Origin of the sequence: Vibrio gazogenes (assembly GCF_002196515.1) — a bacterium.
GTDB classification, from domain to species: Bacteria; Pseudomonadota; Gammaproteobacteria; order Enterobacterales; family Vibrionaceae; genus Vibrio; species Vibrio gazogenes_A.
Genome location: NZ_CP018835.1, coordinates 1,166,893 through 1,191,218, shown reverse-complemented (window position 1 = coordinate 1,191,218; position 24,326 = coordinate 1,166,893). Strand labels below are relative to the sequence as shown.

Annotated in this window: 22 protein-coding genes and 1 other RNA gene; 16 read left to right on the top strand and 7 right to left on the bottom strand. The window is 44.8% G+C overall.

The features are described from left to right. Positions 1 to 91: 91 nt before the first annotated feature. A complete protein-coding gene (locus tag BSQ33_RS05410) occupies positions 92 to 1,459 on the bottom strand; it encodes a DegQ family serine endoprotease (RefSeq protein ID WP_088133565.1) in 1,368 nt (455 codons plus the stop codon). A gap of 116 nt (positions 1,460 to 1,575) precedes the next feature. After that, positions 1,576 to 2,019 (bottom strand): Z-ring associated protein ZapG, encoded by a 444-nt coding sequence (gene zapG / locus BSQ33_RS05405; RefSeq protein WP_088133564.1) that lies wholly within the window; start codon positions 2,017 to 2,019, stop codon positions 1,576 to 1,578. Positions 2,020 to 2,168: 149 nt separating this feature from the next. Here zapG and zapE point away from each other — a divergent pair, with 149 nt between their 5' ends. From zapE to BSQ33_RS05375, 6 genes are all read left to right on the top strand, one after another. Continuing rightward, positions 2,169 to 3,272, top strand: coding sequence for a cell division protein ZapE (gene zapE, locus BSQ33_RS05400; RefSeq protein WP_088134538.1), 1,104 nt, complete (start codon positions 2,169 to 2,171; stop codon positions 3,270 to 3,272). Between the two features lie 229 nt (positions 3,273 to 3,501). Next, positions 3,502 to 3,930, top strand: a complete 429-nt coding sequence (gene rplM, locus BSQ33_RS05395; RefSeq protein WP_088133563.1) for a 50S ribosomal protein L13 — start codon at positions 3,502 to 3,504, stop codon at positions 3,928 to 3,930. Positions 3,931 to 3,945: 15 nt separating this feature from the next. Next, positions 3,946 to 4,338, top strand: a complete 393-nt coding sequence (gene rpsI, locus BSQ33_RS05390; RefSeq protein ID WP_038183163.1) for a 30S ribosomal protein S9 — start codon at positions 3,946 to 3,948, stop codon at positions 4,336 to 4,338. A gap of 380 nt (positions 4,339 to 4,718) precedes the next feature. Continuing rightward, on the top strand, positions 4,719 to 5,354 hold the full coding sequence (gene sspA / locus BSQ33_RS05385) for a stringent starvation protein SspA (RefSeq protein ID WP_074371831.1): 636 nt from the start codon (positions 4,719 to 4,721) through the stop codon (positions 5,352 to 5,354). Positions 5,355 to 5,384: 30 nt separating this feature from the next. Further along, positions 5,385 to 5,864, top strand: a complete 480-nt coding sequence (sspB, locus tag BSQ33_RS05380) for a ClpXP protease specificity-enhancing factor (RefSeq protein ID WP_420070625.1) — start codon at positions 5,385 to 5,387, stop codon at positions 5,862 to 5,864. 122 nt (positions 5,865 to 5,986) lie between these two features. Next, positions 5,987 to 7,194, top strand: a protein-coding gene (locus tag BSQ33_RS05375) for an IS3 family transposase (protein WP_198298138.1) whose coding sequence is annotated in 2 segments (ribosomal slippage) — positions 5,987 to 6,338 and positions 6,338 to 7,194 — 1,209 coding nt in all. Because the reading frame shifts where the segments join, the coding sequence is not laid out codon by codon here. Between the two features lie 58 nt (positions 7,195 to 7,252). On the opposite strand, the gene BSQ33_RS05370 is transcribed toward BSQ33_RS05375, so the two are convergent. From BSQ33_RS05370 to BSQ33_RS05355, 4 genes are read right to left on the bottom strand one after another with little or no spacing between them, the layout of a single operon-like run. Next, positions 7,253 to 7,837 carry a BON domain-containing protein gene (locus BSQ33_RS05370; RefSeq protein WP_088133561.1) on the bottom strand — a complete coding sequence of 195 codons (585 nt, stop codon included), beginning with the start codon at positions 7,835 to 7,837 and terminating at the stop codon, positions 7,253 to 7,255. Positions 7,838 to 7,840: 3 nt separating this feature from the next. Beyond that, positions 7,841 to 8,431 carry a phosphoheptose isomerase gene (locus tag BSQ33_RS05365; protein WP_038183172.1) on the bottom strand — a complete coding sequence of 197 codons (591 nt, stop codon included), beginning with the start codon at positions 8,429 to 8,431 and terminating at the stop codon, positions 7,841 to 7,843. A gap of 3 nt (positions 8,432 to 8,434) precedes the next feature. After that, complete coding sequence (locus tag BSQ33_RS05360) at positions 8,435 to 8,803, bottom strand: YraN family protein (RefSeq protein ID WP_088133560.1); 369 nt, start codon at positions 8,801 to 8,803, stop codon at positions 8,435 to 8,437. Beyond that, positions 8,790 to 10,598 (bottom strand): penicillin-binding protein activator, encoded by a 1,809-nt coding sequence (locus BSQ33_RS05355; protein WP_088133559.1) that lies wholly within the window; start codon positions 10,596 to 10,598, stop codon positions 8,790 to 8,792. Before BSQ33_RS05355 ends, BSQ33_RS05360 begins: the two co-directional genes overlap by 14 nt. 61 nt (positions 10,599 to 10,659) lie before the next feature. Here BSQ33_RS05355 and rsmI point away from each other — a divergent pair, with 61 nt between their 5' ends. Next, a complete protein-coding gene (gene rsmI, locus BSQ33_RS05350; protein ID WP_088133558.1) occupies positions 10,660 to 11,523 on the top strand; it encodes a 16S rRNA (cytidine(1402)-2'-O)-methyltransferase in 864 nt (287 codons plus the stop codon). A 371-nt stretch (positions 11,524 to 11,894) separates the two neighbouring features. After that, a complete protein-coding gene (locus BSQ33_RS05345) occupies positions 11,895 to 14,003 on the top strand; it encodes a methyl-accepting chemotaxis protein (RefSeq protein WP_088133557.1) in 2,109 nt (702 codons plus the stop codon). A 103-nt stretch (positions 14,004 to 14,106) separates the two neighbouring features. Here BSQ33_RS05345 and BSQ33_RS05340 read toward each other — a convergent pair whose 3' ends face one another. Then, on the bottom strand, positions 14,107 to 15,003 hold the full coding sequence (locus BSQ33_RS05340; protein WP_088133556.1) for a LysR family transcriptional regulator: 897 nt from the start codon (positions 15,001 to 15,003) through the stop codon (positions 14,107 to 14,109). Positions 15,004 to 15,133: 130 nt separating this feature from the next. Between BSQ33_RS05340 and BSQ33_RS05335 the strand changes: the two genes are divergently transcribed. The 8 genes from BSQ33_RS05335 to mraY all read left to right on the top strand — a co-directional run bounded on the left by BSQ33_RS05335 (position 15,134) and on the right by mraY (position 24,248). Further along, a complete protein-coding gene (locus BSQ33_RS05335) occupies positions 15,134 to 16,501 on the top strand; it encodes an MATE family efflux transporter (RefSeq protein ID WP_088133555.1) in 1,368 nt (455 codons plus the stop codon). A 181-nt stretch (positions 16,502 to 16,682) separates the two neighbouring features. Beyond that, positions 16,683 to 17,074: RNase P RNA component class A (gene rnpB, locus BSQ33_RS05330), an RNA gene on the top strand. 230 nt (positions 17,075 to 17,304) lie between these two features. After that, positions 17,305 to 18,261, top strand: coding sequence for a 16S rRNA (cytosine(1402)-N(4))-methyltransferase RsmH (rsmH, locus tag BSQ33_RS05325; protein WP_088133554.1), 957 nt, complete (start codon positions 17,305 to 17,307; stop codon positions 18,259 to 18,261). Then, positions 18,258 to 18,590, top strand: a complete 333-nt coding sequence (ftsL, locus tag BSQ33_RS05320) for a cell division protein FtsL (RefSeq protein ID WP_088133553.1) — start codon at positions 18,258 to 18,260, stop codon at positions 18,588 to 18,590. Before rsmH ends, ftsL begins: the two co-directional genes overlap by 4 nt. Continuing rightward, positions 18,587 to 20,308 (top strand): penicillin-binding transpeptidase domain-containing protein, encoded by a 1,722-nt coding sequence (locus BSQ33_RS05315; protein ID WP_088133552.1) that lies wholly within the window; start codon positions 18,587 to 18,589, stop codon positions 20,306 to 20,308. Before ftsL ends, BSQ33_RS05315 begins: the two co-directional genes overlap by 4 nt. A 9-nt stretch (positions 20,309 to 20,317) precedes the next feature. Beyond that, complete coding sequence (murE, locus tag BSQ33_RS05310) at positions 20,318 to 21,811, top strand: UDP-N-acetylmuramoyl-L-alanyl-D-glutamate--2,6-diaminopimelate ligase (RefSeq protein WP_088133551.1); 1,494 nt, start codon at positions 20,318 to 20,320, stop codon at positions 21,809 to 21,811. After that, positions 21,808 to 23,169 (top strand): UDP-N-acetylmuramoyl-tripeptide--D-alanyl-D-alanine ligase, encoded by a 1,362-nt coding sequence (gene murF / locus BSQ33_RS05305; protein ID WP_088133550.1) that lies wholly within the window; start codon positions 21,808 to 21,810, stop codon positions 23,167 to 23,169. Before murE ends, murF begins: the two co-directional genes overlap by 4 nt. Then, on the top strand, positions 23,166 to 24,248 hold the full coding sequence (gene mraY / locus BSQ33_RS05300; protein WP_088133549.1) for a phospho-N-acetylmuramoyl-pentapeptide-transferase: 1,083 nt from the start codon (positions 23,166 to 23,168) through the stop codon (positions 24,246 to 24,248). Before murF ends, mraY begins: the two co-directional genes overlap by 4 nt. Positions 24,249 to 24,326: the final 78 nt, after the last annotated feature.

Here is a 24,326-nt window from a genome sequence, read left to right as displayed (position 1 = left end):
TTACAAACATGTATATAGGGTGGAAAGAATAGCACTCTCTGAATCAATAGAAAATGGGCCTTTCATCAGAAAGGCCCAATAATCGCTGGAATTAACGGATGACGAGGTAGATGGTTCGATCATCACGTTGAATATTCAGGGCTAGAATACTTGGTGATTTTTCCAGAATCTTTCTCAACTCAGCAATATTTTTCACTCGCTGTCTGTTCAGACCGATAATGATATCTCCTTCTTGAAGTTGATAGCCTTCAGCCGGAGAGCCTTTTTCAACATGGGTCACTTTGACCCCTTGGATTGGGTCACTTGAAGTTGTGTTAGACAGCTCGGCACCAGAGAGTCCTTCATACAGGGCTTTCGCCTGAGTTTTAGTCTCGTTCTGTTTGCCTAGCGTGACATTGAACGTTTGTTCTTTTCCATCTCTGAGGATACCGAGTGTCACCTTCTTACCTGCACCGAGGGTAGCCACTTTCGCACGCAGTTCAGAGAAAGAATCAATATCTTTACCATTGACGGAGACAATGATGTCGCCTGCTTTTAATCCCGCTTTATCTGCGGCACTATCCGGGACGACTTGACTGATAAATGCCCCTTTACTCGATGAGTACCCCATCGCTTGTGCCAGTTCTGAAGTCACTTCTCCACCTTGGACACCAAGCATCCCGCGTTTGACTTCACCATATTCGAGGATCTGATCCGTCAGGTTTTTCATCATGTTGGCTGGAATAGCAAAACCAATACCTACATTGCCACCATTCGGGCCAAGTATCGCAGTGTTAATCCCGATCAGCTCGCCTTTAAGGTTCACCAGTGCGCCACCCGAGTTACCGCTATTAATTGCAGCATCGGTTTGGATGAAGTTTTCGAAGTTTTCAATATTCAGTCCACTTCGGCCTAACGCAGAGATAATGCCTGAAGTGACGGTCTGTCCCAGACCGAATGGGTTACCAATTGCAACTGCAAAATCACCAACCCGGATTTTGTCTGAATCGGATAGTTTGATTTGCGTGAGGTTTTTCGCTTTTTCTAATTTAATCAGCGCGATATCTGACATTTTGTCGCCACCGACGAGTTCGGCTTTATATTCACGACCGTCAGAGAGTTTTACTCGGATTTTGTCAGCACCGTTAATGACATGGTAGTTGGTGACGACGTATCCTTTGTCTGCATTAATAATGACCCCTGAACCAAGTGCTTTAAAGGGACGTTTCTCAAGTTGCTCAGTTGGAAAATTCGGGCCAAAAAAGAAACGGAATTGTTCAGGCAGGCGTTGATGAGATACTTGTGTCCCTTCAACAGCGATAGAAACGACGGCTGGTGTCACATGCTCAAGCATTGGTGCTAGGCTTGGTAATTGTTCTCCGTTAACGGCGATAGGCAGAGCGGCCGCTGCTGGTAGCGGGGTGATGATCGAACTCATGCATAATGATAAGGTTGCTAATGCAAGCAAAGGTTTTTTCATCTTAAAACTCCTCTATGGAAATCACCTGTTGTAACTATTTGATATCTTGATATAAAAGTTTCAACAGCGTCAGTGTGTTTTAAGACTCAAAAACCTTTGCAAAGTTCACAAAAATTTTAATTTGGTTGCGCGTTTATAATATCTTTCGAGTGGATAATTGGTTTTTCTTCATTTCTTAGCTGGCCTGAAGCACCTAATGCGTAGTCTTTTGGCGGCTGGCTTTGATCTGGAGATTCTTGCGATTCAACCTCTTGGTGTTTGGCGATAGTTTTGATGAATGGATTATCTTGCTCAGGAAGATTCGGAATCAATTCTGATGACGTTTTCGCCAAATGTTGGTAGAGCTTCGTATAATCTTTGCCGATTGTGTCCAGCATCTCTGCGGTTTGGGCAAAATGATCCATCAGCTCTTGCCGTTGTTGTTCCAGCTCAAACTTCGTATTATCCAAGTCTTTTTGTACGGACTTCTGGTTTTTATATTGGGGGGTTGTCAGGCGAGTGATCACGACACCGACGACACATCCAATCAGCAAACCTATGATGGTATAGATCCAAGGCATAACCGCTCCTTATTGTTGTTATTTAACATGTTTTTACCAAAAGGTTACACATGCTCAAAGGACATGGTACTATGACTTCCTTGGCTGATAAAGCAAAAAGCATGTGTTGCGCTGCACACTTTCCTCTCTTCTTATTTTACTCGATATTTATGACACCTAGGCAACGTTACGATCAGGATTTGAAAGACAATAATTTTCAGAAAGATGACGCTCAGTTAACGGCGGTGGAGGCTTTAGATGATCTGTATCATCGATTCCTCACCTATCTGGAAAAGCCAGTTGAACGAGGCTCGTTATTGACTCGTTTACTCAGAAAAAATGTCCAGCGTCCTGTCCCCCCCAAAGGGTTATATTTCTGGGGTGGGGTCGGCAGAGGGAAAACTTACCTGATGGATACTTTTTATGATGCGCTCCCGACTCAGAAAAAGATGAGAGTGCATTTTCACCGCTTTATGTACCGTGTTCATGAAGAACTGAAGTTGCTTCATCATGTGAATGACCCGCTTGAAATGGTTGCGGATAAGTTTCGCGCAGAAACTGAGATTATCTGTTTTGACGAATTTTTTGTCTCGGATATTACGGATGCCATGATTTTGGGGACTCTTTTTCAGGCGCTTTTTGCGCGCAATATCATTTTGGTTGCCACTTCGAATATTCCACCAGATGATTTATACCGAAATGGTTTACAACGAGCACGCTTCCTCCCGGCTATCGACTTAATTAAAGAGCATTGCCTGGTAATGAATGTGGATAGTGGTGTTGACTATCGATTGAGAACACTCGAGCAGGCAGAAATTTACCATTTCCCGAATGATGAACAGTCACGAATCAGTTTGGAGAGTTACTATCGTCAACTGATCAGCCATGATGCGAATGCCATATCTAGTATTGAAGTCAATCATCGGCAAATACCAGTATTAAAAGCAGCAAATGGTGTGTTGTTCGCTACATTTGCACAGTTATGTCAGAGTATGAGAAGCCAGAATGACTATATTGAATTGTCTCGGTTGTACCATACTGTTTTATTGGCCGACGTGAAGCTGATGAACGCAACGCTGGATGATGCTGCCCGGCGTTTCATTGCCCTTGTTGACGAGTTTTATGAGCGTCATGTTAAATTAATCATTTCAGCAGAGGTCGCCTTGGATGCTTTATATCAAGGTGGGCAGTTATCATTTGAGTTTCAGCGTTGCCGTTCTCGTTTGATTGAGATGCAAAGTCGTGAATATTTGCTGAAAGAGCACCTGTCATAATTGCTTAAGCAAGCTTCTAAATTGATTGGTTTAAAAAATCAATTTTTGTCAGAAAAAAGATGATTTTTTTTTCTCACTTCTCTATAATCCTGCGACCCACCGTTACTGTAGGTCTGTTTTTCTATTCAGACTGAGAGTGCCAACCACTCGAAGGGGTGATGACTGGGCTCTAGACAGTGGGAGCAATTGCTCCTTAAGTGTAAATTTTAAATAACGGGTTATTATTAGCATGAAAACTTTCGTTGCTAAACCAGAAACTGTAAAACGCGACTGGTATGTTGTGGACGCAGAGGGTAAAACTCTTGGTCGTCTGGCAAGTGAAATTGCATCTCGCTTACGTGGCAAGCATAAAGCTGAATATACGCCTCACGTTGATACTGGTGATTACATCATCGTTGTTAACGCAGAAAAAGTGACTGTAACAGGTAATAAATCTGCAGCTAAGACTTATTATCGTCACTCTGAGTTCCCTGGTGGCATCAAGTCTATCACTTTTGATAAGCTGATCGACTACAAACCAGAGATGATTATCGAGCTAGCGGTTAAAGGTATGCTTCCACGTGGTCCTCTAGGCCGTGCTATGTACCGTAAACTGAAAGTTTACGCTGGCGCTGAGCACAACCATGCTGCTCAACAACCAAAAGTACTAGACATCTAATTGGGGATTTCGGAAATGGCAGAGAATCAATACTACGGCACTGGCCGTCGCAAAAGCTCAGCTGCACGTGTTTTTATTAAACCAGGCAGCGGTAACATCGTAATCAACAAGCGTAGCCTTGATGAGTACTTTGGTCGTCCTACAGCTCGTATGGTTGTTCAACAACCTCTTGAGTTGGTAGAGATGACTGACAAACTTGATCTGTACATCACTGTAAAAGGTGGCGGTATTTCAGGTCAGGCTGGTGCTATTCGTCACGGTATCACTCGTGCGTTGATGGAATATGATGAGTCTCTACGTCCTGCTCTACGCGCAGCTGGCTACGTTACTCGTGACGCTCGTCGCGTTGAACGTAAGAAAGTTGGTCTACGTAAAGCACGTCGTCGTCCACAGTTCTCAAAACGTTAATTACGTTTTATGTGGTTTCGAAAACCCGGCTATATGCCGGGTTTTTTTATATCGGTTGTTTATGAATTATCTATTCGAGCGGTTTGAAAGAGTGCCGCATCGAACTTATGGTGTCATTTGTCTAAGTTGCTTCCCGAGAGGTGAATATCCGACATGTCGGCTTCTCGCATGTCATTGATGGTGATAGCTGTGTTGAGTAAAACATATGGTACATTATCTTCTGGATAAGTCTCCTTAGGTGATTCTTTGTTCTCTGAAGAAAGAGTGTTGGCGTGATGTGCACTAATTATGCTATTATACCGTGCTGTTTTTCAGGGTTTTGATTATCAATGGAGGCTTGCCTCCATTGTTTTTATTATTATTGTGTGCTGGAGGGTTCCATGGCTGTTGCTGCCAATAAACGTTCTGTGATGACTTTATTTTCAAGTGCCTCAGATATGTATAGTCATCAGGTGAGAATTGTTCTGGCTGAGAAAGGTGTGAGTGTCGAGGTTGAGTTAGTTGATGAATCAAACTTACCTGCGGAACTGATCGAGTTAAATCCGTATAAATCAGTACCGACTCTTGTCGATCGTGAACTTGCACTTTATGACTCAAAAATTATTATGGAATATCTGGATGAGCGTTTTCCTCACCCACCACTGATGCCGGTTTATCCTGTAGCACGCGGTAATAGCCGTTTGATGGTTTATCGTATTGAGCGGAACTGGTATTCACTTGCTGATAAAGTGATAAATGGTTCTGTTAGCGAAGCTGAATCGGCAAGAAGTAAGTTGCAAAATGATTTGCTGACATTAGCACCAGTATTTGCTGAGTTTGAGTATTTCATGAGTGAAGAGTTTAGCTTGGTGGATTGTTATCTTGCGCCGTTATTATGGCGTTTACCTGTGTTGGGAATCGAGCTCATTGGTCCGGGTTCAAAAGAGTTGAAAGTCTATATGAACCGTGTTTTTGAACGAGATTCATTCTTGGCTTCTTTAACTGAAACTGAGCGTGAGATGCGTTTATCTCGTTAATTCGGGTAGGATGTATAGCTCATGGATAATATGACGCCTCGGCGCCCGTACATGCTTCGGGCCTTTTATGACTGGTTATTAGAGAACGATTTAACACCTCATCTGGTTGTTGATGCAACGCTGCCTGGCGTTCGGGTGCCTGTCGAATTCATTCAGGACGGACAGATCATTCTGAACATTGCCCCAAGGGCTGTCGGGAACCTAGAACTAGGTAATGATGCAATCATGTTTAACGCTCGTTTTGGCGGGCGCCCTCACTCTGTTATTGTGCCTATTTTTGCTGTTCAGGCAATCTACGCACGTGAAAATGGTGCAGGGACGATGTTTGAACCGGAAGACGCATACATTCAGCAACTTGAACAGGCTCAAGAACAAGAACAAGAGCAGGAAGCGCTGCAAAGTATGGATGTCGTAGAGACAACCACTGATGCGGATGACACTGTTTCCTCTTCTGATGATGACGAGCCTCCTCGACCTCGCGGAAAACCGAGTTTGAGAGTCGTGAAATAGACAACCGATTGAGTTTTAGTGAAAAATTCGTCATAAAAAAGCAGCTTTCGCTGCTTTTTTTGTTTCGGTTGACCCGTCCTAACTAAGGTTGACACTTTTCCAGCCACAAATTGGAGAATGTCATGAAATCAATAGGTAAACGTACACAGCAAGATTATTCCCTTGCCTTTAAATTGGCGGTTGTTGAGCAAGTTGAAAAAGGTGAAATGACTTATCAACAGGCTCAAGAGCGGTATGGTATTCAAGGTCGCTCGACTGTTTTAGTTTGGCTTCGTAAGCATGGTCAACTAGATTGGTCTTTAGGCGCCTCTGAATTAAAGGGAAAAGGTATCGCTATGTCTCAGTCATCTTCCCCACAAACACCTGAACAACGCATTAAAGAGCTTGAACAACAATTAGAAGAAACTCAGCTAAAAGCCGATTTTTTCGAGGCTGTTGTAAAAGTCATGGACAGAGACTTCGGAGTCCGTCTTTCAAAAAAGCGCAAAGCCGAATTATTGAGGAAAAAACGCTTTCAAAGTTAACCGTGACAAAAGCTTGCTTGTTTATCGGGATTTCACGCCAAGCATACTACAAGCGCTGCGAAGCAGAAAAAGAACGAGTCTCCCATGAGACTCATGTGCTCATTGCTGTGAAGAAAGAGCGTCTGGTACAACCTAGAATAGGTGTCAGAAAACTAAAATATATTTTGTCACAAAAGTGTTTAATCATCGGCCGAGACCACTTGTTTGCTCTTCTTAAAGCGAACCAACTTCTTGTTCCAACAAGGCAAGCATACCATCGCACGACGAACAGCCATCATCGATTTCATTGTCACCCTAACATCATAAAATCGGGTTATGCGCCTGAGCGTCCCGAGCAGTTGTGGGTTGCAGATATTACTTATCTACCGACTCGTGAGGGAGAAACTTATCTCAGTTTAGTCACGGATGCTTACTCTCGGAAAATCGTTGGTTATCACGTTGATGACAACATGAAAACTCAATCCGTTAAGCAAGCGTTTATTCATGCGCTTAAAAGTAGAAGAACTCACCAACCACTCATTCATCACTCAGATAGAGGGTTACAGTATTGTTCGGCAGAGTATCAAACGCTTCACCAACAGAATGGCGTCAGTTGCTCAATGACAGATGGGTATGATTGTTACCAGAATGCGTTGGCAGAACGAGTCAATGGAATACTCAAAAATGAATATCTTCTTAACAAGCCTGCGAATTTAGAAGAAGCACGAAAGATGGTTGCAGAGTCGGTAAAAATCTATAATCAATATAGGCCACACACAGCTTTAAAATACAAAACGCCCGATGAAGTACATCGAGCGTTTTACTAAAATGTGTCAACCCATATCAGGACGGGTCAGGTCGATAGGTGGCATCACCCAACGTTGATTATTGTTTCTGCTGACTGGGTGAATATTGGAACGCTTTAATTACTCGTTTCACACCAGAGATATTACGTGCTATTTCTGCGGCATGGTTACCATGTTCCGGGGTAACATAGCCAAATAAGAACACTTCTTTATCTTCTGTAATTACTTTAATCTTAACACCGCTCAGTTGATTATCTGTTAACAGTGATGATTTAACCTTTGTCGTGATCCAACTGTCTTGGCTGATATCCGATGTACTTAAGGGTTTACGAATTCGAACCTGATCATGAACTTCTTTAACACCCTTAACTTTTTGTACATCTTTTTCTAATGATTTCAGCAGGCTGTCATCTTGAGATTGACCCATTAATACAACTACCCCACGAAAAGAGTTGGATACAATACGGGTCTTACCACGATAAGGAGGTTTTCTGATCAAGCCGGTTATTTCAGCTTCAATGTAATTGTCATCCCAGATTTCCTGAGTGGTTCGTGGATCCGTGACGATATCGGCTGTTGTTGCTGCGCCAGCAATAAACAACCCAACACATCCAGATAACATGACAGCAAGAGATAACGTAATCAGAATGGTTAAGTTTTTCATGATTTACTCTTCATGGGGTGGAAATAATACTTGATCAATCAGGTCACAGAGGCAGTGCAGTGTCACCATGTGGACTTCATGAATACGGGCAGTGCGGAGGGAAGGAATACGAATTTCAACATCGTTTTCTCCCAATAGACCAGCCATTTCACCACCATCTTTCCCTGTCAGGGCAATGATAGTCATGTCTCGGGTCACTGCCGCTTCCATGGCTTTGATAATATTTTTGCTATTCCCACTGGTTGAAATTGCCAGCAAGATGTCGTTGGCTTGGCCAAAGGCTCGCACCTGTTTGGAAAAGATTTCTTGGTAATGGTAATCATTGGCAACGGCAGTCATCGTTGTGTTGTCTGCCGTCAGAGCCATAGCCGGTAGGCTAGGGCGCTCAGTTTCGAAACGGTTGAGTAGACAAGATGCAAACTGTTGAGCGTTTGCTGATGAGCCCCCATTACCGCAACAAAGGATCTTGTTACCATTGAGCAAACTGGCAACCATGGCCTGTGCTGCATGTGTAATAGCATCTGGTAATGCTTCAGCGGCAGCAATCTGAATTTGAATACTTTCAGTAAAACTAGCTTTAATGCTTTCGAGCATCGATTATCCCTGCGTTATTGCATTTTGGAACCAATCGATGTCATCACCATCTTGATGAATGGCAATCACATCGAAACGAAAATCAGTGTCATAAGGTGACAAGCCTTGTGTTAATAACCAGAACTGAGCTGTCTGAATTAATTTTTTGGTCTTTGTCGGAGTTACGGCTTCAGCCGCATGACCAAAGGCGCGATTTTTTCTATATTTTACTTCAACAAATACAGTCGTTTGTTGATCGCGCATAATCAGGTCAATTTCACCGGTACGACATGAAAAGTTTTGGGTGATCAATTGTAAGCCTCGTGCCAGTAAAAAAGCCGAGGCTGCTTGTTCATAGTGAGCACCGATCTCGCGATGGTTAAAGCGAGCCATACTCTCCCCAAGTTAACTCTTGCTGAACGATACACTGTTTATCAATACTGAGCGTGCCGGTTTGACCCTGAACTTGATATCCCTCAACCGCTTTCATTTGCGGGAGCGACGTCATTAAAGTGTACGCATCCATTCCCATTGCTTTCAATCGTTTCTCAGCATTAGAATCTTTTGGCCACAAATCTTCCATCTGTTCTTTGGTCGCAGCTTGTGGCTTGAGCAGTAAAGGAATATCACTGAATGTGACCCCCGAGAGGTCTTCATATTGATTGTTACTATTACTCCGGGAGCTTGAAAACAGTTTCGGCTGCGTCGTATCCGGGTTGATCGCCACTTCGATAAATGGCTTGAGTAGTGTAAGTTCTGCGCTGTTGGCAACAATATAGACGGTATCGATATCGCGTCGGCTACGTGGCTGACTTTCCAGCTTCATATCTAACAATGATTCCATTTGAGCAATATTCTTTTGACTATTCTGCAAACCGAACACCGCGTTGATATTTTGCTGTAAGTGACGTTTATCGCCAAACCGACTGATTGTCAGTGGATGCTTACTATACTTTTGCCACTCTTGCTGGAAGGCATCTGCGACTCTTTCACCGTAGCTTCCTTGCGGCACTAAAATCATCGGATACTGATATCCCAAGCGGAACAAATGTTTTGCGGCTTGGCTGGCCTCTTGTTCAGGAGACAGGGCAAAGTAACATGCGGACGAATTCGAACTTATATTTTCCGGAATGTTTAGAGCCAGCATAGGAATTTGGTGTTTCTTTTGCTTCTCTATCTGTTGTAGTTGGGTGATATCTTCTTTGATCAGCGGACCGACAACAAAGTCGATATGCTCTTGCATCAATTGATTGACTGTATCAGAAAATGATTGTTCGTTTGTATCGATCACATTCAGCGTCATATCGGTATCTCTGCCCCGATCATTCATCATCGCAAACATAAATCCGTCTCGGATTAACTGAGCCTGCTGAGAAAATTTACCACTTAGTGGCAGGAGTAAAGCTGTTCTTTTTGGGGTTGATATTTTCATCGCCAAAACCGCTTTGACCCCTCCGGGCATATGGATGGCGGCCGGATGATGGCTATTTTCTGCTAACCATTTTTCGAGTGTATTTTTCAATTGTGAGAGATCGCCATCCAGCGTTTTCATATAAATGGCGAGTTGGAGCCAACCGGCTAATTCATCTTCATCGGATGCAACGTTTAACTCTGTAATCTCTGTCGCAGAATAATGAGAAAGATTCTGCCAGATCTGACGGGCAACTTTAGGCTGGAGATTCTGTGGACTCAGGTCATAGACCTCGACTAAAGCTCGGGCGGCATCAAACCATTTTTCAAGACTCATGAAAATATCGGCTTTAGTCTGATAGAATGCTAACCATTGAGCATCAGGAAGTTTCCACCAAGGTTTAAAAGTCAGTCGTTTAAGTGCTGTTTCATTCTGATCATTATTGAGAAAGAGTCTGGCCCGGGCAAGTTGCCATTCCGCTTGCTGCGTTTCTGACAGTTTTTGTTTGGTCAGTCGGAATAATAGTAAATTCGCTTGGGCGACTTGGTTTTCTTTCACCGCTGCTTTTAGCGCCATGATTAGCCAGTCATTTTGTATTGACCCTTCATTGCTGTCGGCTCTCATGAGATAGTCCTGCGAACTGAGTGTCGGACGTTGAGTAATATCGACACGATTCGAGTCTATTGAATTGGAAGCACATGCCGCAAGAAGGATTGTGAATGTAATCTGAGTGATTAGGCGTGCCACATTGAGTCTGTTATGCTTTTTCTGAGCCATGAGCTGTAATTTATTCCGGTAAAATTGTCTCTATAATAATCTTTGAAGTGATGATAAACAAATGACGAATCATAAAACGTTGCAGGAGCAAGCGCCAACACTATACATTGTTCCTACGCCAATTGGTAATTTAGGCGATATAACGCAAAGAGCCATTGATGTTCTTTCTCAGGTTGACATGATTGCTGCTGAGGATACGCGCCACACTGGGAAACTTTTATCTCACCTGAATGTTCAAACCAGAACTTTTTCTCTCCATGATCATAATGAACAGGAGAAAGCTTCGGTATTGGTTGAAAAACTGCTCTCCGGACAGTCGATTGCTTTAGTCTCTGACGCCGGAACACCGTTGATCAGCGATCCAGGATATCATCTTGTTAAACTTTGTCGTCAGGCGGGTGTAAAAGTGGTCCCTTTGCCAGGGGCTTGTGCTGTTATCGCGGCATTAAGCGCTTCAGGTTTACCATCGGATCGATTCAGTTTTGAAGGGTTCCTTCCTCCGAAAACGAAAGCTCGTAAAGATAAAATAGCAGAGATCGCGCATGAGGAGCGGACTTGTATTTTCTATGAATCCACTCATCGCATCATTGAATCATTACATGATTTGCAGGCTGTGCTCGGGCCTGATCGCGAAGTCGTTCTGGCAAGGGAGTTGACGAAAACCTTTGAAACCATTCAGGGCTTACCGTTGGGAGAACTCATCCCGTGGGTGATGGCAGACGAAAACCGCCGCAAGGGAGAGATGGTCTTACTGATTCATGGCTATCGGCGTTCTGAACGGGATGAGTTTCCTGAAGAGGCGGTTCGGACACTTAAAATTCTGACTCAGGAGCTGCCTTTAAAAAAAGCGGCTGCTCTCGTGGCTGAAATTTATCATCTGAAGAAAAATGCACTTTATAAATGGGGACTTGAACATCTGGATTGAACCGTGGTGTATCAAGGTTTAGCACCTTGTTGCACATAAAAAGACCCGTTAAGCGGTTGGGCTTCGGGTCTTACTGAAAAACACTCATGCAGTGTTGCGCTTGTACCTACAAGCTGATGATCATCTGAACGGTGATGCTCCCCACGCTAAATTGTCCCCAGCTCCAGTAAGTTGCTTTTTAACCATAAAAATTGATGTATTCTGTTATAAAAAGCCGATAAAGTGATTTATATAAAAAAAAATACTAATCTTTATAAGGGTGCATCCTTGTTTTGACCTGTGCTGTTTTGGATGTGACTTCAATCTAAGGGTATGTTTTCTTATCGATATCGGTTTAGAAAATATATTGAATCTGGCCTGAGGTGTTTTTTATGTCTAAATTCAGTATCAGAATAAAATTGGTTGTGATAACCGGCGTATTCTTTGCCTGTCTTGTTGGTGTACTTATTTACTTATCTGCCCACTCAATTCGTTCTCTGAGTGACTTTTCTGCCAATGAATTAAAATTATACCAAGAAGAGCAAGCAGGACTTTTACTCGAAGCTGCCGCTAGTGAAGTGAATGCTCAAGTGTCCAATTACCTTGGCGATACAGCAGCGGTTGTGACCAGTTTTTCTAAAGTCTTAGCGGATACATCAGTGGGCAATGGCGGCGTCCCTCTTGCTCGTCAAAAAGTCAAAGATATGACCCTGTCTTTACTCAAAAGCTCACCGAATATGAATGCGCTGTACGCACAATTTGAACCGAATGGTTATGATGGTAAAGACCAAGCGTCGATAGGAACCGGTGATCATACATCTTCAATTGGTACTTTAGACACCTATTGGTTAAAAGGGGGTAAGGATAACTATATTTACAGTGCAGGACAGCCCGACCTGAAATATGTTCAGGATAAAGATGAAAATGGTGTTCGAGTATCCGAATGGTACTTGTGCCCGATGGACACGAAAAAAGCATGTTTGTCAGACCCTTATTTGTTTGAACTGACAACAAATGGTCAAAAAGTATTGATGACCACGTACTCTTCACCGATTCTGGCAGAGAAAAAGTTCGTAGGTATGGTCGGTGCGGATATCAATTTGTCTGAGATTCAAAAGAAACTCGAACAAATCAGCAGTAACTTATTTGATGGCGAAGGCAAGATTACCATTGTCAGTGAAAAAGGTTTAGTTGTGGGATCCAGTGAATTGCCTGATGCGATTGGCAAAAACACGAACAAGGTGGGGCTAACCTTTGCGAATCAAAAATCAGGTCTGGTCAAAGGTGATAAACAATGGGTATATAGCAGCAGCATGACCATCAATGCGGCTCCCAATGTCTGGAAAATCTATGTCTCTGTGCCAACTTCTGTTTTATTAGCGCCTGTTACCAAAATGTCCAGTCAACTGGATGATAAAACACAAAGTTCAATCACTTTGTTCATGGGATTGTCCATCGGACTGTTATTGGCTGGACTTGTGCTGGTCTTTTTAGTCGTCAATACGGTAACGTCTCCACTACGTAGTATTGCTTTGCGCATGGAAAAACTAGCGTCAGAAGAAGGCGATTTAACCCAGCGTCTCGATACACAAAACCATTTAGAACTTGTGTTGTTGGCGCAAGGATTTAATCAGTTTACGGGTAAATTGCAGGACATGATGATTCGTCTGATTCAGCAGCGAGATGTGGTTGCTAAAACGAATGATGAGTTTACCAAGGCGACAGCGACAGCCCATCAGTCCACTTTGGTACAGGCAGAGCAGATAGATTCTGTCGTCTCCGCTGTCACGGAAATGTCTAGCTCGGCAACAGAAGTCGCAAACTTGGCTCGGCATAATGGTGAAGCCGCAACAGAAATTAGTCAGTACTTAACTGAGTCGTATGAGCTTGTTCAATCGAATCGACAGATGGTTGAAGGTCTTGCAGCTCAGTTAAACGACGCCAGCAATCAAGTTGCACAGGTGTCTCAACGCAGTGATTCTATTTATAGTATTTTGGATACGATTCGAGCGATTGCAGAGCAAACTAATTTATTAGCATTGAATGCAGCCATTGAAGCGGCTCGCGCGGGGGATCAAGGTCGAGGGTTTGCCGTGGTGGCTGATGAAGTGCGTAATTTGGCGGCACGGACACAGGAGTCAACAGAAGAAGTGGATGTCCTGATCAAAGGCTTGCAACAGGATGTTCAATCGGCTGTGGCGTTGATCGAGGAGAGCCAAGAAAGTGCTCAGCAAACCGTCGCTTCTTCTGTTGAAAATACGAATAAATTGGGCATTGTGAATGAAAGGGTGGCAGGTATTTCGGATAATACAATCCAAGTTGCAGCAGCGGCAGAGCAGCAATCGAACGTGGCAGAGGATATAAATAGGAGCTTGGTTGGTATTCATGAATCTTCGACCAAGCTTAAAGAAATTGTCAGTGAGCTGGAAAGTAGTAATGCAGATAGCTCTAAGGCTGTCGTGGAATTTACCGCGATTCTGTCGCTGTTGAAAGTGAAGTAGTTAGCCGTTAATCGATGGTTTACGTCGGAGTGGTATTCTTGATAAGAATATCACTCCTTTATCTATTTATCGTTCTCCCATTGAGCAGCGTATTACGGTGTCATTATGTTGCTCTTTCATTCGGGTGATTTGCCATCAATTGGCGCATTTTATCAATAATCCAATCCGTTAGCTTAGATCTAGGGCTTTGGATGAGCGTAACAATGCCGACTTCAATAAAACGATCCGATAACACGTCGCTTCTGGCGATTTTGATATGCTGCGAAAACGACTTATCGCTGGCAATATGCTCAGGCACGATGGCCCATCCTTGATTCTGTGTGACCAACTCACAAATTAAATAATAACTGTCGATGTCCCAATGGTCTGGACTTAAGGCATGTTCCCGATTTTCTCCTGAGCGATTGCATAATACGAATTGTCGATATTGTTGTAATTGCGCCAAGCTTAGAGTGTCTTTACTGGCCAGAGGGTGCTGTTTTCCAACAATGAGAACCTGCTTGAAATAGCCAAGCGAGTGTAATTGTAATTTAGCGGGCAATTCATCATTACTGATCATGAGACCAATATCCGCATTGTGATTGGCAATGGCAACCGCTATATCATCTTGGGAACCGTTGGTAATGACCAAGTGAGTGTTGGGGAAAGAATCTCCGAATTGGGGAAAAATGGTGTGGATAGTTTCTAAGGGAAGCGCTTCGTCTATGGCAATGCGTAATGAAATCGGCTCCTGACGTGCGGCCGTTAATGCTCTGGATTCCAAGCGTAAACATTGGTTTAGAACAGCTTGCGCTTCAGGCAGTATTTCTTCTCCTAGTGAGGTGAGAGCCGGGTACTTAGAACGGCGATCAAACAACTCAAAGCCTAAATCAAGTTCTAAATTGGAAATCGCACTGCTGATGCGTGATTGTGCTTTCTGTAGCTTTCTTGCTGCGGCAGAGAAAGAGCCTAATTCGGCAGCAGTCACAAAAGCGAGTAGTTGATCAAGGGTCCAGTTCATATTGTGCTCCAATCACTTGGTTTACCGATTGAAATTTGTCTGACTTATCCGTTAAACGGATAGTAACTAACTTTATTGTATCTTAATTCGTTATATTATGCTCTCTCATCTAAATAATGGGAGAGGCAGAATGCCAACCGTGATACCAACGCAACCACAATCGGTTGCACAGGCTTTTTGGCGCTTTGCGATACCCTCTATTGTCGCCATGCTGGTGAGTGGTTTGTACCAGATCATCGATGGTTTCTTTGTCGGGCATTATATTGGAAGTGAAGGATTAGCCGGCATTAATATGGCGATTCCATTGTTGGGCTTAATCATGGGCTTTGGTCTTCTTATCGGGATGGGCGGCGGTAGTGTTTTGTCCCAATATCGCGGTGAGAAGAACCTACCTGCGACACGATCGACACTGGTGACAGCCCTGTTTCTGGTTGTCGGGATTGGTTTATTGGCTTCTCTGGTGTTTACGGCCTTGGGGAAAAGTAGCTTGCATCTGCAAGGCGCCACGGGCAACACACTGATGCTGAGTTGGCAGTATGTGGAAATTATGTCTTATGGGGCTTTCATTTCCATCGGTGCCAGTGCCATGCCTATGCTAGTGAGAAATGATGATAGTCCGAATATTGCAACGATCTTTATTGTCGTGGGGGCATTATTAAACATTGTTTTGGATTATGTCTTTTTGGGCATATTCGGTATGGGGCTTAAAGGGGCAGCGGTAGCAACCTTAATTGCCCAGCTTGTGACCTGTGTTCTATGTCTCCGGTATTTTACCGCCAAAATTACCTTATCACTCAGTCAGTTTGATATCAGTATCACTAAACGGATTATGCAGCTTGGGACGTCGAACTTGGTGATGTTTACCTACATGAGTTTTATCATTGCACTGCATAACCGATTGTTTATGGATTATGGCGACACGACCCAGTTAGCGGCGTTCGCTATTGTCGGCTATTTAGCCAGCGGTTATTACTTTTTTGCCGAAGGCTTGGTGAGTGGCTTGCAGCCTCCTGTCAGTTATTACTTGGGGGCGAAGCAATATCGGCGCATTATTCAAACTGTGAAGTTAGCGTTTTCTGTGAGTGTGGGTTCAGGCATCATCGTCGTGATTGTGCTGAACCTTTTCCCTGAATTTTTCACCAGTTTTTTTGTCAATGCCAATGCGCCCCTGATTGAGGCGACTAAAGTCGGTATTCGTTTGCACTTGATGACACTGTTTTTAGATGGCTTCATATTTATGGCATCGGTTTACTTTGTCGCGGTGGGAAAAAGTGGTCAGGCTTTATTTGTCTCCGTCGGGAACATGTTGGTACAACTCCCATTCTTGCTGATCTTACCAAGGTTCTTTGGCATTGATGGTGTGTGGCTGGCAGTGCCGTTATCGAATATTGCTTTTACCGCGATTGTCTTACCCATGTTATTCATGAACTTAAAAGGTTTGATGAAATTGAACCGCAGTAATAATGCGCAAGTGATGACACTGACAAACTTTAGCTAATCGGTGCGAGGTGCATCAATTAGCAACGCAAGTCTCGTGGCACTGAAGAGAAATGAACGCGATAAACGGAGAGTTGAATCTGGCTGGAGCCGACTGAATCAAATTGATATCGGATGGAAAAACAACCAGTCGCTTTTTCATCGGTAGACAGCGTTTCTCTTTCTCTATACAATTCGCGCTCGGAGTTGACTGGGTAGTCGCTGCTTTATTGATGTCCCTTAGTTTTGCTGGGGGAGACTGATAAAGGGGAGGAAAGTCCGGGCTCCATAGAGCAGGGTGCCAGGTAACGCCTGGGGGGCGTAAGCCCACGACAAGTGCAGCAGAGAGAAGACCGCCGATGACCCTTGGGTCAGGTAAGGGTGAAAGGGTGCGGTAAGAGCGCACCGTGCGTCTGGTAACAGTTCGTAGCAAGGTAAACTCCACCCGGAGCAAGACCAAATAGGCTCTCATATGGCGTGGCTCGCGTCTGGGAGCGGGTAGGTTGCTTGAGCCAGTGAGCGATTGCTGGCCTAGAGGAATGGCTACTACCGTTGCAAAACGGAACAGAACCCGGCTTATAGGTTAACTCCGGCTATTCTTGACCCATCATGATATTCAGTCATGATGGGTTTTTTGCTTTATATTGACGTTATCTGTCCCAGATCGTTTAAACTTGGCGCAATATCACGTCTGGTATTCGGGAAGACGGTAGCAGTGTTTCAGGCATTCTACTACCATAGTGTTCTGAGCAAGTTGAACGTATTCGACCCCTGTGTTTGTTGCATATGGGATGGGTTACTTGCATAGGTTTTACGAGAGAACGAATGACGCAAACAGCATTTCAGCACATTTCCGTCCTGTTGGATGAATCAATCCGAGGACTGGATATCAAACCGGACGGTATCTACATCGACGGCACGTTTGGTCGGGGTGGGCATTCGCGCACGATTTTGTCCAAATTAGGCCCACAAGGTAAACTCTATAGTATCGATCGTGACCCACAGGCGATTGAAGTCGCCCGACAGATCGATGATCCCCGTTTTACGATCATTCATGGTCCGTTTTCCGCAATTGCTGATTATGCCGAGGCATATGGCTTGAACGGAAAAGTCGACGGTGTTCTGTTTGATTTAGGCGTTTCTTCACCGCAGTTGGATGACGCTGACCGCGGATTTAGTTTTTTAAAAGATGGCCCGTTGGATATGCGCATGGATCCGACATCTGGTATTCCGGTTTCTCAGTGGCTGAATGACGCGGATTTAGATGATATCACTTGGGTCATTCGTGAATTTGGTGAAGATCGTTATGCCCGCAGAATTGCTAAAGCAATTATCAATTATCGCAGTGATGAAGAAAATGAACCGTTATTGCGGACTCGGCAATTGGCTCAACTGATTGCTGATGTTGTGCCGAAAAATTATAAAGAGAAGAAACATCCTGCGACGCGTGCTTTTCAGGCGTTTCGGATTTATATCAATAGTGAATTAGAAGAAATTGATTATGCGTTAAAAGGTGCATTATCGATCCTTGCGCCACAAGGTCGTTTATCCGTGATTAGCTTCCATTCGTTAGAAGATCGTATGGTAAAGCATTTTATGCGTAAAGAAAGCAAAGGGCCTGAGGTTCCTCATGGACTTCCTTTAACGGATGCTCAGATTCAGGCGTTGGGCAGTGCTCGTCTTAAGACGATTGGTAAAGCTATCAAACCTTCTGAACAAGAAGTCGCACAGAATACCCGCTCCAGAAGTTCAGTGCTCCGGATTGCGGAAAAGCTGGCATGACACAGACAAAAAACAGCCAACCGAGTCCGAATCTGGTTCGATTGATTTTGACCGACCTATTCACCGTGGGTCGTTTAGCGCTGTTTTTACTTTTCATTATGTTTGTTACTGCGATGGGAATCGTATTTACGACCCATCAAGCTCGGCTCGCTATCACAGCCAGAGAACATGAAATGGTTGAACGAGAGCGCTTAGATAGTGAATGGCGTAACCTATTATTGGAAGAAACTGCGCTTTCAGATAACAGCCGGGTTCAGGATCTGGCTCAGAAAGACCTGAATATGATTCGTCCCGATGCAGACAAGGAAGTGGTAGTTCCTCTGAAATGAAAAAGATAGAGTCCTCTCCCCAAAAGCAGCCTTCTCAAAGCCATGTTTTCATCCGTTGGCGCTTCTATATTATCTTATTCTTCGTTTTTTCTGCCTTTGGTATTTTGGTTGGGCGTACCGCCTATATTCAGGTGATTGAGCCTGATAACTTGGTGTATCAAGGTGACTTGCGTTCAATCCGCGCGAAAACGATTCCATCAGCACGGGGGATTATCTCCGATCGAAACGGAGAACCACTGGCTGTGAGTGTCCCTGTCGATGCTGTATGGGCCGACCCTGCAACTATTTTTAAATATCATGAATTGGACGAGCGAAACCGCTGGTACGCTTTAGCTGATGTGCTGGGACTCGATCGACAAGCTTTGATTGATAAAATCTCTGACAATAAAAGTCGTCGGTTTATCTACTTGCAGCGTCAGGTGAATCCACCGATGGCAAAATACATTCGTGAGCTGAAATTAAAAGGTGTCGGCCTGAAATCTGAATCCCGACGTTATTATCCCTCTGGTGAAGTTAGTGCTCACTTAATTGGTGTTACCGGGATTGATGGTCACGGATTAGAAGGGGTCGAAAAAAGTTATGACAACTGGCTCAGCGGTGAAGCCGGCAAACAGGTGATTCGTAAAGACCGTTATGGTCGGGTTGTTGAGAATATTGCATTAGAAGCCAAGCAGGAAGGAAAGCCGTTACAGCTCACCATCGATCAAAGAATTCAGGCGATTGCTTATCGGGCCGTAAAACAAGCGAAGGCGGATCATCGGGCAACATCGGCATCGGCAGTGATTGTGGATGTGAAAAGCGGTGCCATTCTGGCCATGGTCAATGCCCCCTCGTATAACCCGAATAATCGCACTGATCTCCAAACATTCCGCATGAGAAACCGAGTTCTGACTGATGCCATGGAACCGGGCTCAACCATTAAACCGTTTACGGAGATTGCAGCACTCGAAAATGGTGCCGCCACACCGGATACGGTGATTGATACGGGGAACGGTGTTTTCCGAATTGGTGGGAGCCGTGTTCGGGATGTGTCCCGGGCCGGAAAAGCCAACCTACAAAAAATCCTCCAAAAATCGAGTAATATCGGGGTTGCAAAACTGGCTTTAAGGATGCCGATTCAGGCGTTATTAGGCGTCTATGGTTCCGTCGGGTTAGGCGAGCTATCAGGATTGAATTTAGTTGGCGAATCCATGGGGATTTTCCCCAACCGGACACGATGGTCTAAATTCGAGATCGCAACTTTAGCATTTGGATATGGTATTTCAGTCACACCGATTCAACTGGTTCATGCTTATGCGACGCTGGGGAATTATGGCCTGTATCAACCGTTGCATATTATCGAGAATAACCAGCAGGACATGTCGAAGCAGGTGATTGACCATGATACCGCAAAGTTAGTGCTGGGATATATGGAAACGGTAACTCAACCCGGAGGAACCGCGACAAGGGCTGCGATTCCCGGGTATCGGATTGCGGCAAAAACGGGAACGTCACGGAAAGCAACCAAAGGCGGATATAGTGATGAGTATGTCACGATTACCGCTGGCATAGCACCGGTCAGCGATCCTCGTTTGGCTTTGGTCGTGGTCGTCAATGAGCCTCAAGGTGATGAATATTATGGCGGCTCGGTTGCCGCGCCTGTTTTTGCTGAAATTATGAAAGGAGCACTCCAGATAATGAACATCGCTCCCGATGATAATCAGCCCCGAAGTAAATAAGGAATGCGTATGTGTGACAGTATCTCGATTGCAGAATTGATTTCTCCTTGGCTTCGATTAGAGGCGACCGCATATGCTGATATTCCGGTTCACCGACTGGCACTCGATAGTCGTCAGATTCGCTCCGGCGATACATTTGTTGCGGTCATCGGACATCAAATCGATGGACGGGCGTTTGTTGATGCAGCGGTGACTGCGGGCGCGAATCTGGTGATTGCGCAGTCTGATTCGCACAAACAACATGGCACCATTGAGTCGCGAGCTTCAGTGCCGATCATTTATCTGGATGAACTGAATGCTCATCTCTCTGAATTAGCGGGGCGACTGTATCATCATCCGAGTCAACATCACTCGTTGGTGGGAATTACCGGAACAAATGGCAAAACAACAATTTCTCAATTGATTGCTCAGTGGGTGAATGTATTGGGCAAGCAGTGCGCTGTGATGGGCACGACAGGAAATGGATTTCTTGAACAGTTACAACCTGTTGGCAATACGACCGGTAGTGCGATTGAAATTCAGGAAACATTATCCACTTTGGTGAATCAGGGGGCGAACTATACCGCGATGGAAGTGTCATCCCACGGTCTGGTTCAAGGGCGAGTGAAAGCTTTATATTTTGATGTGGGTGTTTTTTCCAATTTAAGTCGTGATCACCTTGATTACCATGGTGATATGGCGAGTTATGCACAAGCGAAGAAGTTATTATTTTGTACCCATCAGTGCCAGCGCGCCGTGATCAATGTCGATGACCCGATCGGTCGTTTATGGTGTGATGAATTGGATGAAGCGATTGGGGTCTCTCTGTCGGAGCAACCACAGACCCGCCTTGGTGTTTGGGCGACAGCTATCCAGTATCGTGAAGATGGCATTCATCTGTCTTTTGACAGCTCATGGGGAAGCGGCAGCTTTTCGGTGCCTTTAATTGGGGCATTTAACGCCAGTAACGTGTTATTGACGTTTGCGACGATGCTGGCGCTGGGATTTGATAAAGATGATTTAGTCGCGACAGCCGGGCATTTATCGCCTGTCATCGGGCGTATGGAGTTATTCCAAAAAGCGGGACGTGCGAAGATTGTCGTTGATTATGCACATACCCCCGATGCACTGGAAAAGGCACTCTCAGCGCTGAGAGTGCATTGCCACGGCAAACTATGGGCTATCTTTGGCTGTGGTGGTGACCGGGATCGCGGTAAACGTCCGCTGATGGCAGCCATTGCAGAGCGGCTGGCTGATCATGTCGTTCTGACGGATGACAATCCACGTAGTGAAGCCGCTCAACTGATTATTCAGGATATGTTGCAAGGCTTACAGTCTCCGGCGGATATACATATCGAACATCAACGGCAAACAGCGACAGAATACGCACTATCCCATGCTGATGAGAACGATATTATCTTGCTTGCAGGAAAAGGGCATGAAGACTATCAGGTTACGGCTGAAGGGGTTCATCATTACTCTGATCGAGAGACGGCAATAAGACTGTTGGAGTTAACAGCATGATTCAGGTTTCATTATCACAATTGGCAAACGTTCTTGAAGCAGAATTGATTGGCGAAGATCTTTATATTCACGCAATTTCAACGGACACCCGTCATATTGACAAAGGAGCATTGTTCATCGCTTTGGTCGGTGAACGTTTCGATGCGCATGACTTTGCCGATCAAGCGATCGAGCAAGGCGCTCAGGCGTTACTGGTGAGTCAGGTATTGAAAGTCGATGTACCTCAGATTGTTGTGCGTGATACGCGTCAGGCTTTAGGCACAGTCGCTGCGTGGGTTCACCAGCAGTGTCAGACGAAAACTGTTGCAATTACGGGAAGTTGCGGTAAGACGACCGTAAAAGAAATGGTTGCAGCGATTTTAGCCCAAAAAGGGCGGGTGCTGTATACACAAGGGAATTTCAATAATGAAATTGGCGTACCTTTGACATTGCTCCGATCTTGCCCTGAAGATGATTTTGCTATTATTGAGCTGGGGGCGAATCATGTCGGAGAAATCGCTTATACGACACGATTAGTCAGACCGGATGCAGCATTGGTTAATAATGTTGCCGCTTCTCATTTAGAAGGTTTTGGATCTTTAGAGGGCGTCAAGGTTGCCAAAGGGGAGATCTTTGAAGGACTGACTCCCGGTTCGACAGCGGTCATTAACCTCGATAGTCAAGGAAATGCCCTGTGGGAAACGGTACTCGCTGATAAGCATGTTGTTACTTTTTCACGACAACAGACGTCTGCTGATTTTTATGCGCAGTCTGTTCATTTGGATGCGTCTGCCCGTCCAAGCTTTACGCTAATTTCACCTCAAGGTCAGCGAGATGTTCAATTAAATATCATCGGTGAACATAATATTGCTAATGCACTGGCAGCGGCGGCATTGGCAACGGCTGCCGGTGCAACGTTAGATGAAATAAAAGATGGATTAGAAAACGCGAAAAATGTGCAGGGTCGCGTGGATGTGTCGATGCTGACACCAAAAATTCGTCTGATTGATGATAGTTATAATGCCAGTGTGCCTGCTGTAAAATCTGCCATTGATCTTCTGGCAACATTTTCTGCAGTTCGATGGCTTGTGTTAGGGAATATGGCTGAGCTCGGTGATGAAAGTCTTGCACTTCACCGTCAAGTCGGTGAACATGCAGCACCCTTTGGGTTTGATTATGTGCTGACATATGGCGACGATGCCAAAGTTATCAGTGAGGAGTGTCAAGGCGTACACTTTTCTTCACATCAACACATGATGGAGTATATCGAGCGGCAACTCGATAATAATCAAAATCAAGAGCATGTTTTACTCGTCAAAGGTGCGCATAGTGCCGGTATGGGTAAGATAGTTGCTGCTCTCAAGGAGAAATACGCATGATTATTTGGCTTGCAGAATTATTACAGCCATATTTTTCTTTCTTTCGTCTGTTTGAATATCTGTCATTCAGAGCCATCCTCAGTATTTTGACCGCACTGGGCCTCTCTCTCTGGATGGGGCCTCGTCTCATTAAGCGACTACAATTGCTGCAAATCGGACAAGTTGTTCGTAATGACGGACCTGAGTCTCACTTTAGCAAGCGTGGGACACCGACTATGGGGGGGGTGATGATTCTCGCCTCTATCTTTATCACGGTGTTATTGTGGACGGATTTGTCCAACCCCTACGTCTGGGCGGTGATGGTTGTTCTCCTCGGCTATGGGGCGATTGGTTTTGTTGATGATTATCGTAAAGTTGTGCGCAAAAATACCGATGGTCTGATCGCTCGGTGGAAGTATTTTTGGCAGTCTCTGATTGCTTTATGTGTCGCATTTGCCTTGTACATTCATGGCAAAGATACCAGTGCAACGGAACTGGTGGTGCCTTTCTTCAAAGATGTCATGCCACAATTGGGGATGTTTTATATTGTTCTGACTTATTTCGTGATTGTCGGAACCAGTAACGCGGTCAATTTAACGGATGGACTGGATGGTCTGGCAATTATGCCAACCGTTTTAGTCGCTGCCGGTTTTGGTGTTATTTCCTGGGCGACGGGCAATGTGAATTTTGCCAATTATCTTCATATCCCTTATATCGCTTATGCATCAGAGCTATCCGTTGTCTGTACCGCCATTGTCGGTGCCGGGCTTGGATTTCTATGGTTCAATACTTATCCTGCACAGGTGTTTATGGGGGATGTCGGCTCACTCGCTCTAGGTGGAGCACTGGGAACTATTGCAGTACTCGTTCGTCAGGAATTTGTTCTGGTGATTATGGGCGGAGTCTTTGTGATGGAAACACTCTCGGTGATCTTACAGGTTGGGTCTTATAAATTACGTGGGCAACGTATTTTCAGAATGGCCCCCATCCATCATCACTATGAATTAAAAGGCTGGCCCGAGCCTCGTGTGATTGTGCGTTTCTGGATTATTTCAATTGTGCTGGTTCTGATTGGTCTGGCAACACTGAAAGTCCGTTAATGTATTGCCGATGCAGGTGCTGTGAGTTGAATGGCGCAGTGTGATTGAATCGTAAGCGCTATGGTGGTTTTGGGATTA

Bases quoted from the DNA above. Each gene is read 5' to 3' on its own strand.
- rsmH (WP_088133554.1), top strand. From the start codon at position 17,305: ATGACGCAAACAGCATTTCAGCACATTTCCGTCCTGTTGGATGAATCA.
- ftsL (WP_088133553.1), top strand. From the start codon at position 18,258: ATGACACAGACAAAAAACAGCCAACCGAGTCCGAATCTGGTTCGATTG.
- rsmI (WP_088133558.1), top strand. From the start codon at position 10,660: ATGACGAATCATAAAACGTTGCAGGAGCAAGCGCCAACACTATACATT.
- BSQ33_RS05345 (WP_088133557.1), top strand. From the start codon at position 11,895: ATGTCTAAATTCAGTATCAGAATAAAATTGGTTGTGATAACCGGCGTA.
- sspB (WP_420070625.1), top strand. From the start codon at position 5,385: ATGACGCCTCGGCGCCCGTACATGCTTCGGGCCTTTTATGACTGGTTA.
- zapE (WP_088134538.1), top strand. From the start codon at position 2,169: ATGACACCTAGGCAACGTTACGATCAGGATTTGAAAGACAATAATTTT.
- BSQ33_RS05360 (WP_088133560.1), bottom strand. From the start codon at position 8,803: ATGGCTCGCTTTAACCATCGCGAGATCGGTGCTCACTATGAACAAGCA.
- murE (WP_088133551.1), top strand. From the start codon at position 20,318: ATGTGTGACAGTATCTCGATTGCAGAATTGATTTCTCCTTGGCTTCGA.
- BSQ33_RS05410 (WP_088133565.1), bottom strand. From the start codon at position 1,459: ATGAAAAAACCTTTGCTTGCATTAGCAACCTTATCATTATGCATGAGT.
- BSQ33_RS05355 (WP_088133559.1), bottom strand. From the start codon at position 10,598: ATGGCTCAGAAAAAGCATAACAGACTCAATGTGGCACGCCTAATCACT.
- BSQ33_RS05335 (WP_088133555.1), top strand. From the start codon at position 15,134: ATGCCAACCGTGATACCAACGCAACCACAATCGGTTGCACAGGCTTTT.
- mraY (WP_088133549.1), top strand. From the start codon at position 23,166: ATGATTATTTGGCTTGCAGAATTATTACAGCCATATTTTTCTTTCTTT.
- sspA (WP_074371831.1), top strand. From the start codon at position 4,719: ATGGCTGTTGCTGCCAATAAACGTTCTGTGATGACTTTATTTTCAAGT.
- murF (WP_088133550.1), top strand. From the start codon at position 21,808: ATGATTCAGGTTTCATTATCACAATTGGCAAACGTTCTTGAAGCAGAA.
- BSQ33_RS05315 (WP_088133552.1), top strand. From the start codon at position 18,587: ATGAAAAAGATAGAGTCCTCTCCCCAAAAGCAGCCTTCTCAAAGCCAT.
- zapG (WP_088133564.1), bottom strand. From the start codon at position 2,019: ATGCCTTGGATCTATACCATCATAGGTTTGCTGATTGGATGTGTCGTC.
- rplM (WP_088133563.1), top strand. From the start codon at position 3,502: ATGAAAACTTTCGTTGCTAAACCAGAAACTGTAAAACGCGACTGGTAT.
- rpsI (WP_038183163.1), top strand. From the start codon at position 3,946: ATGGCAGAGAATCAATACTACGGCACTGGCCGTCGCAAAAGCTCAGCT.
- BSQ33_RS05340 (WP_088133556.1), bottom strand. From the start codon at position 15,003: ATGAACTGGACCCTTGATCAACTACTCGCTTTTGTGACTGCTGCCGAA.
- BSQ33_RS05370 (WP_088133561.1), bottom strand. From the start codon at position 7,837: ATGAAAAACTTAACCATTCTGATTACGTTATCTCTTGCTGTCATGTTA.
- BSQ33_RS05365 (WP_038183172.1), bottom strand. From the start codon at position 8,431: ATGCTCGAAAGCATTAAAGCTAGTTTTACTGAAAGTATTCAAATTCAG.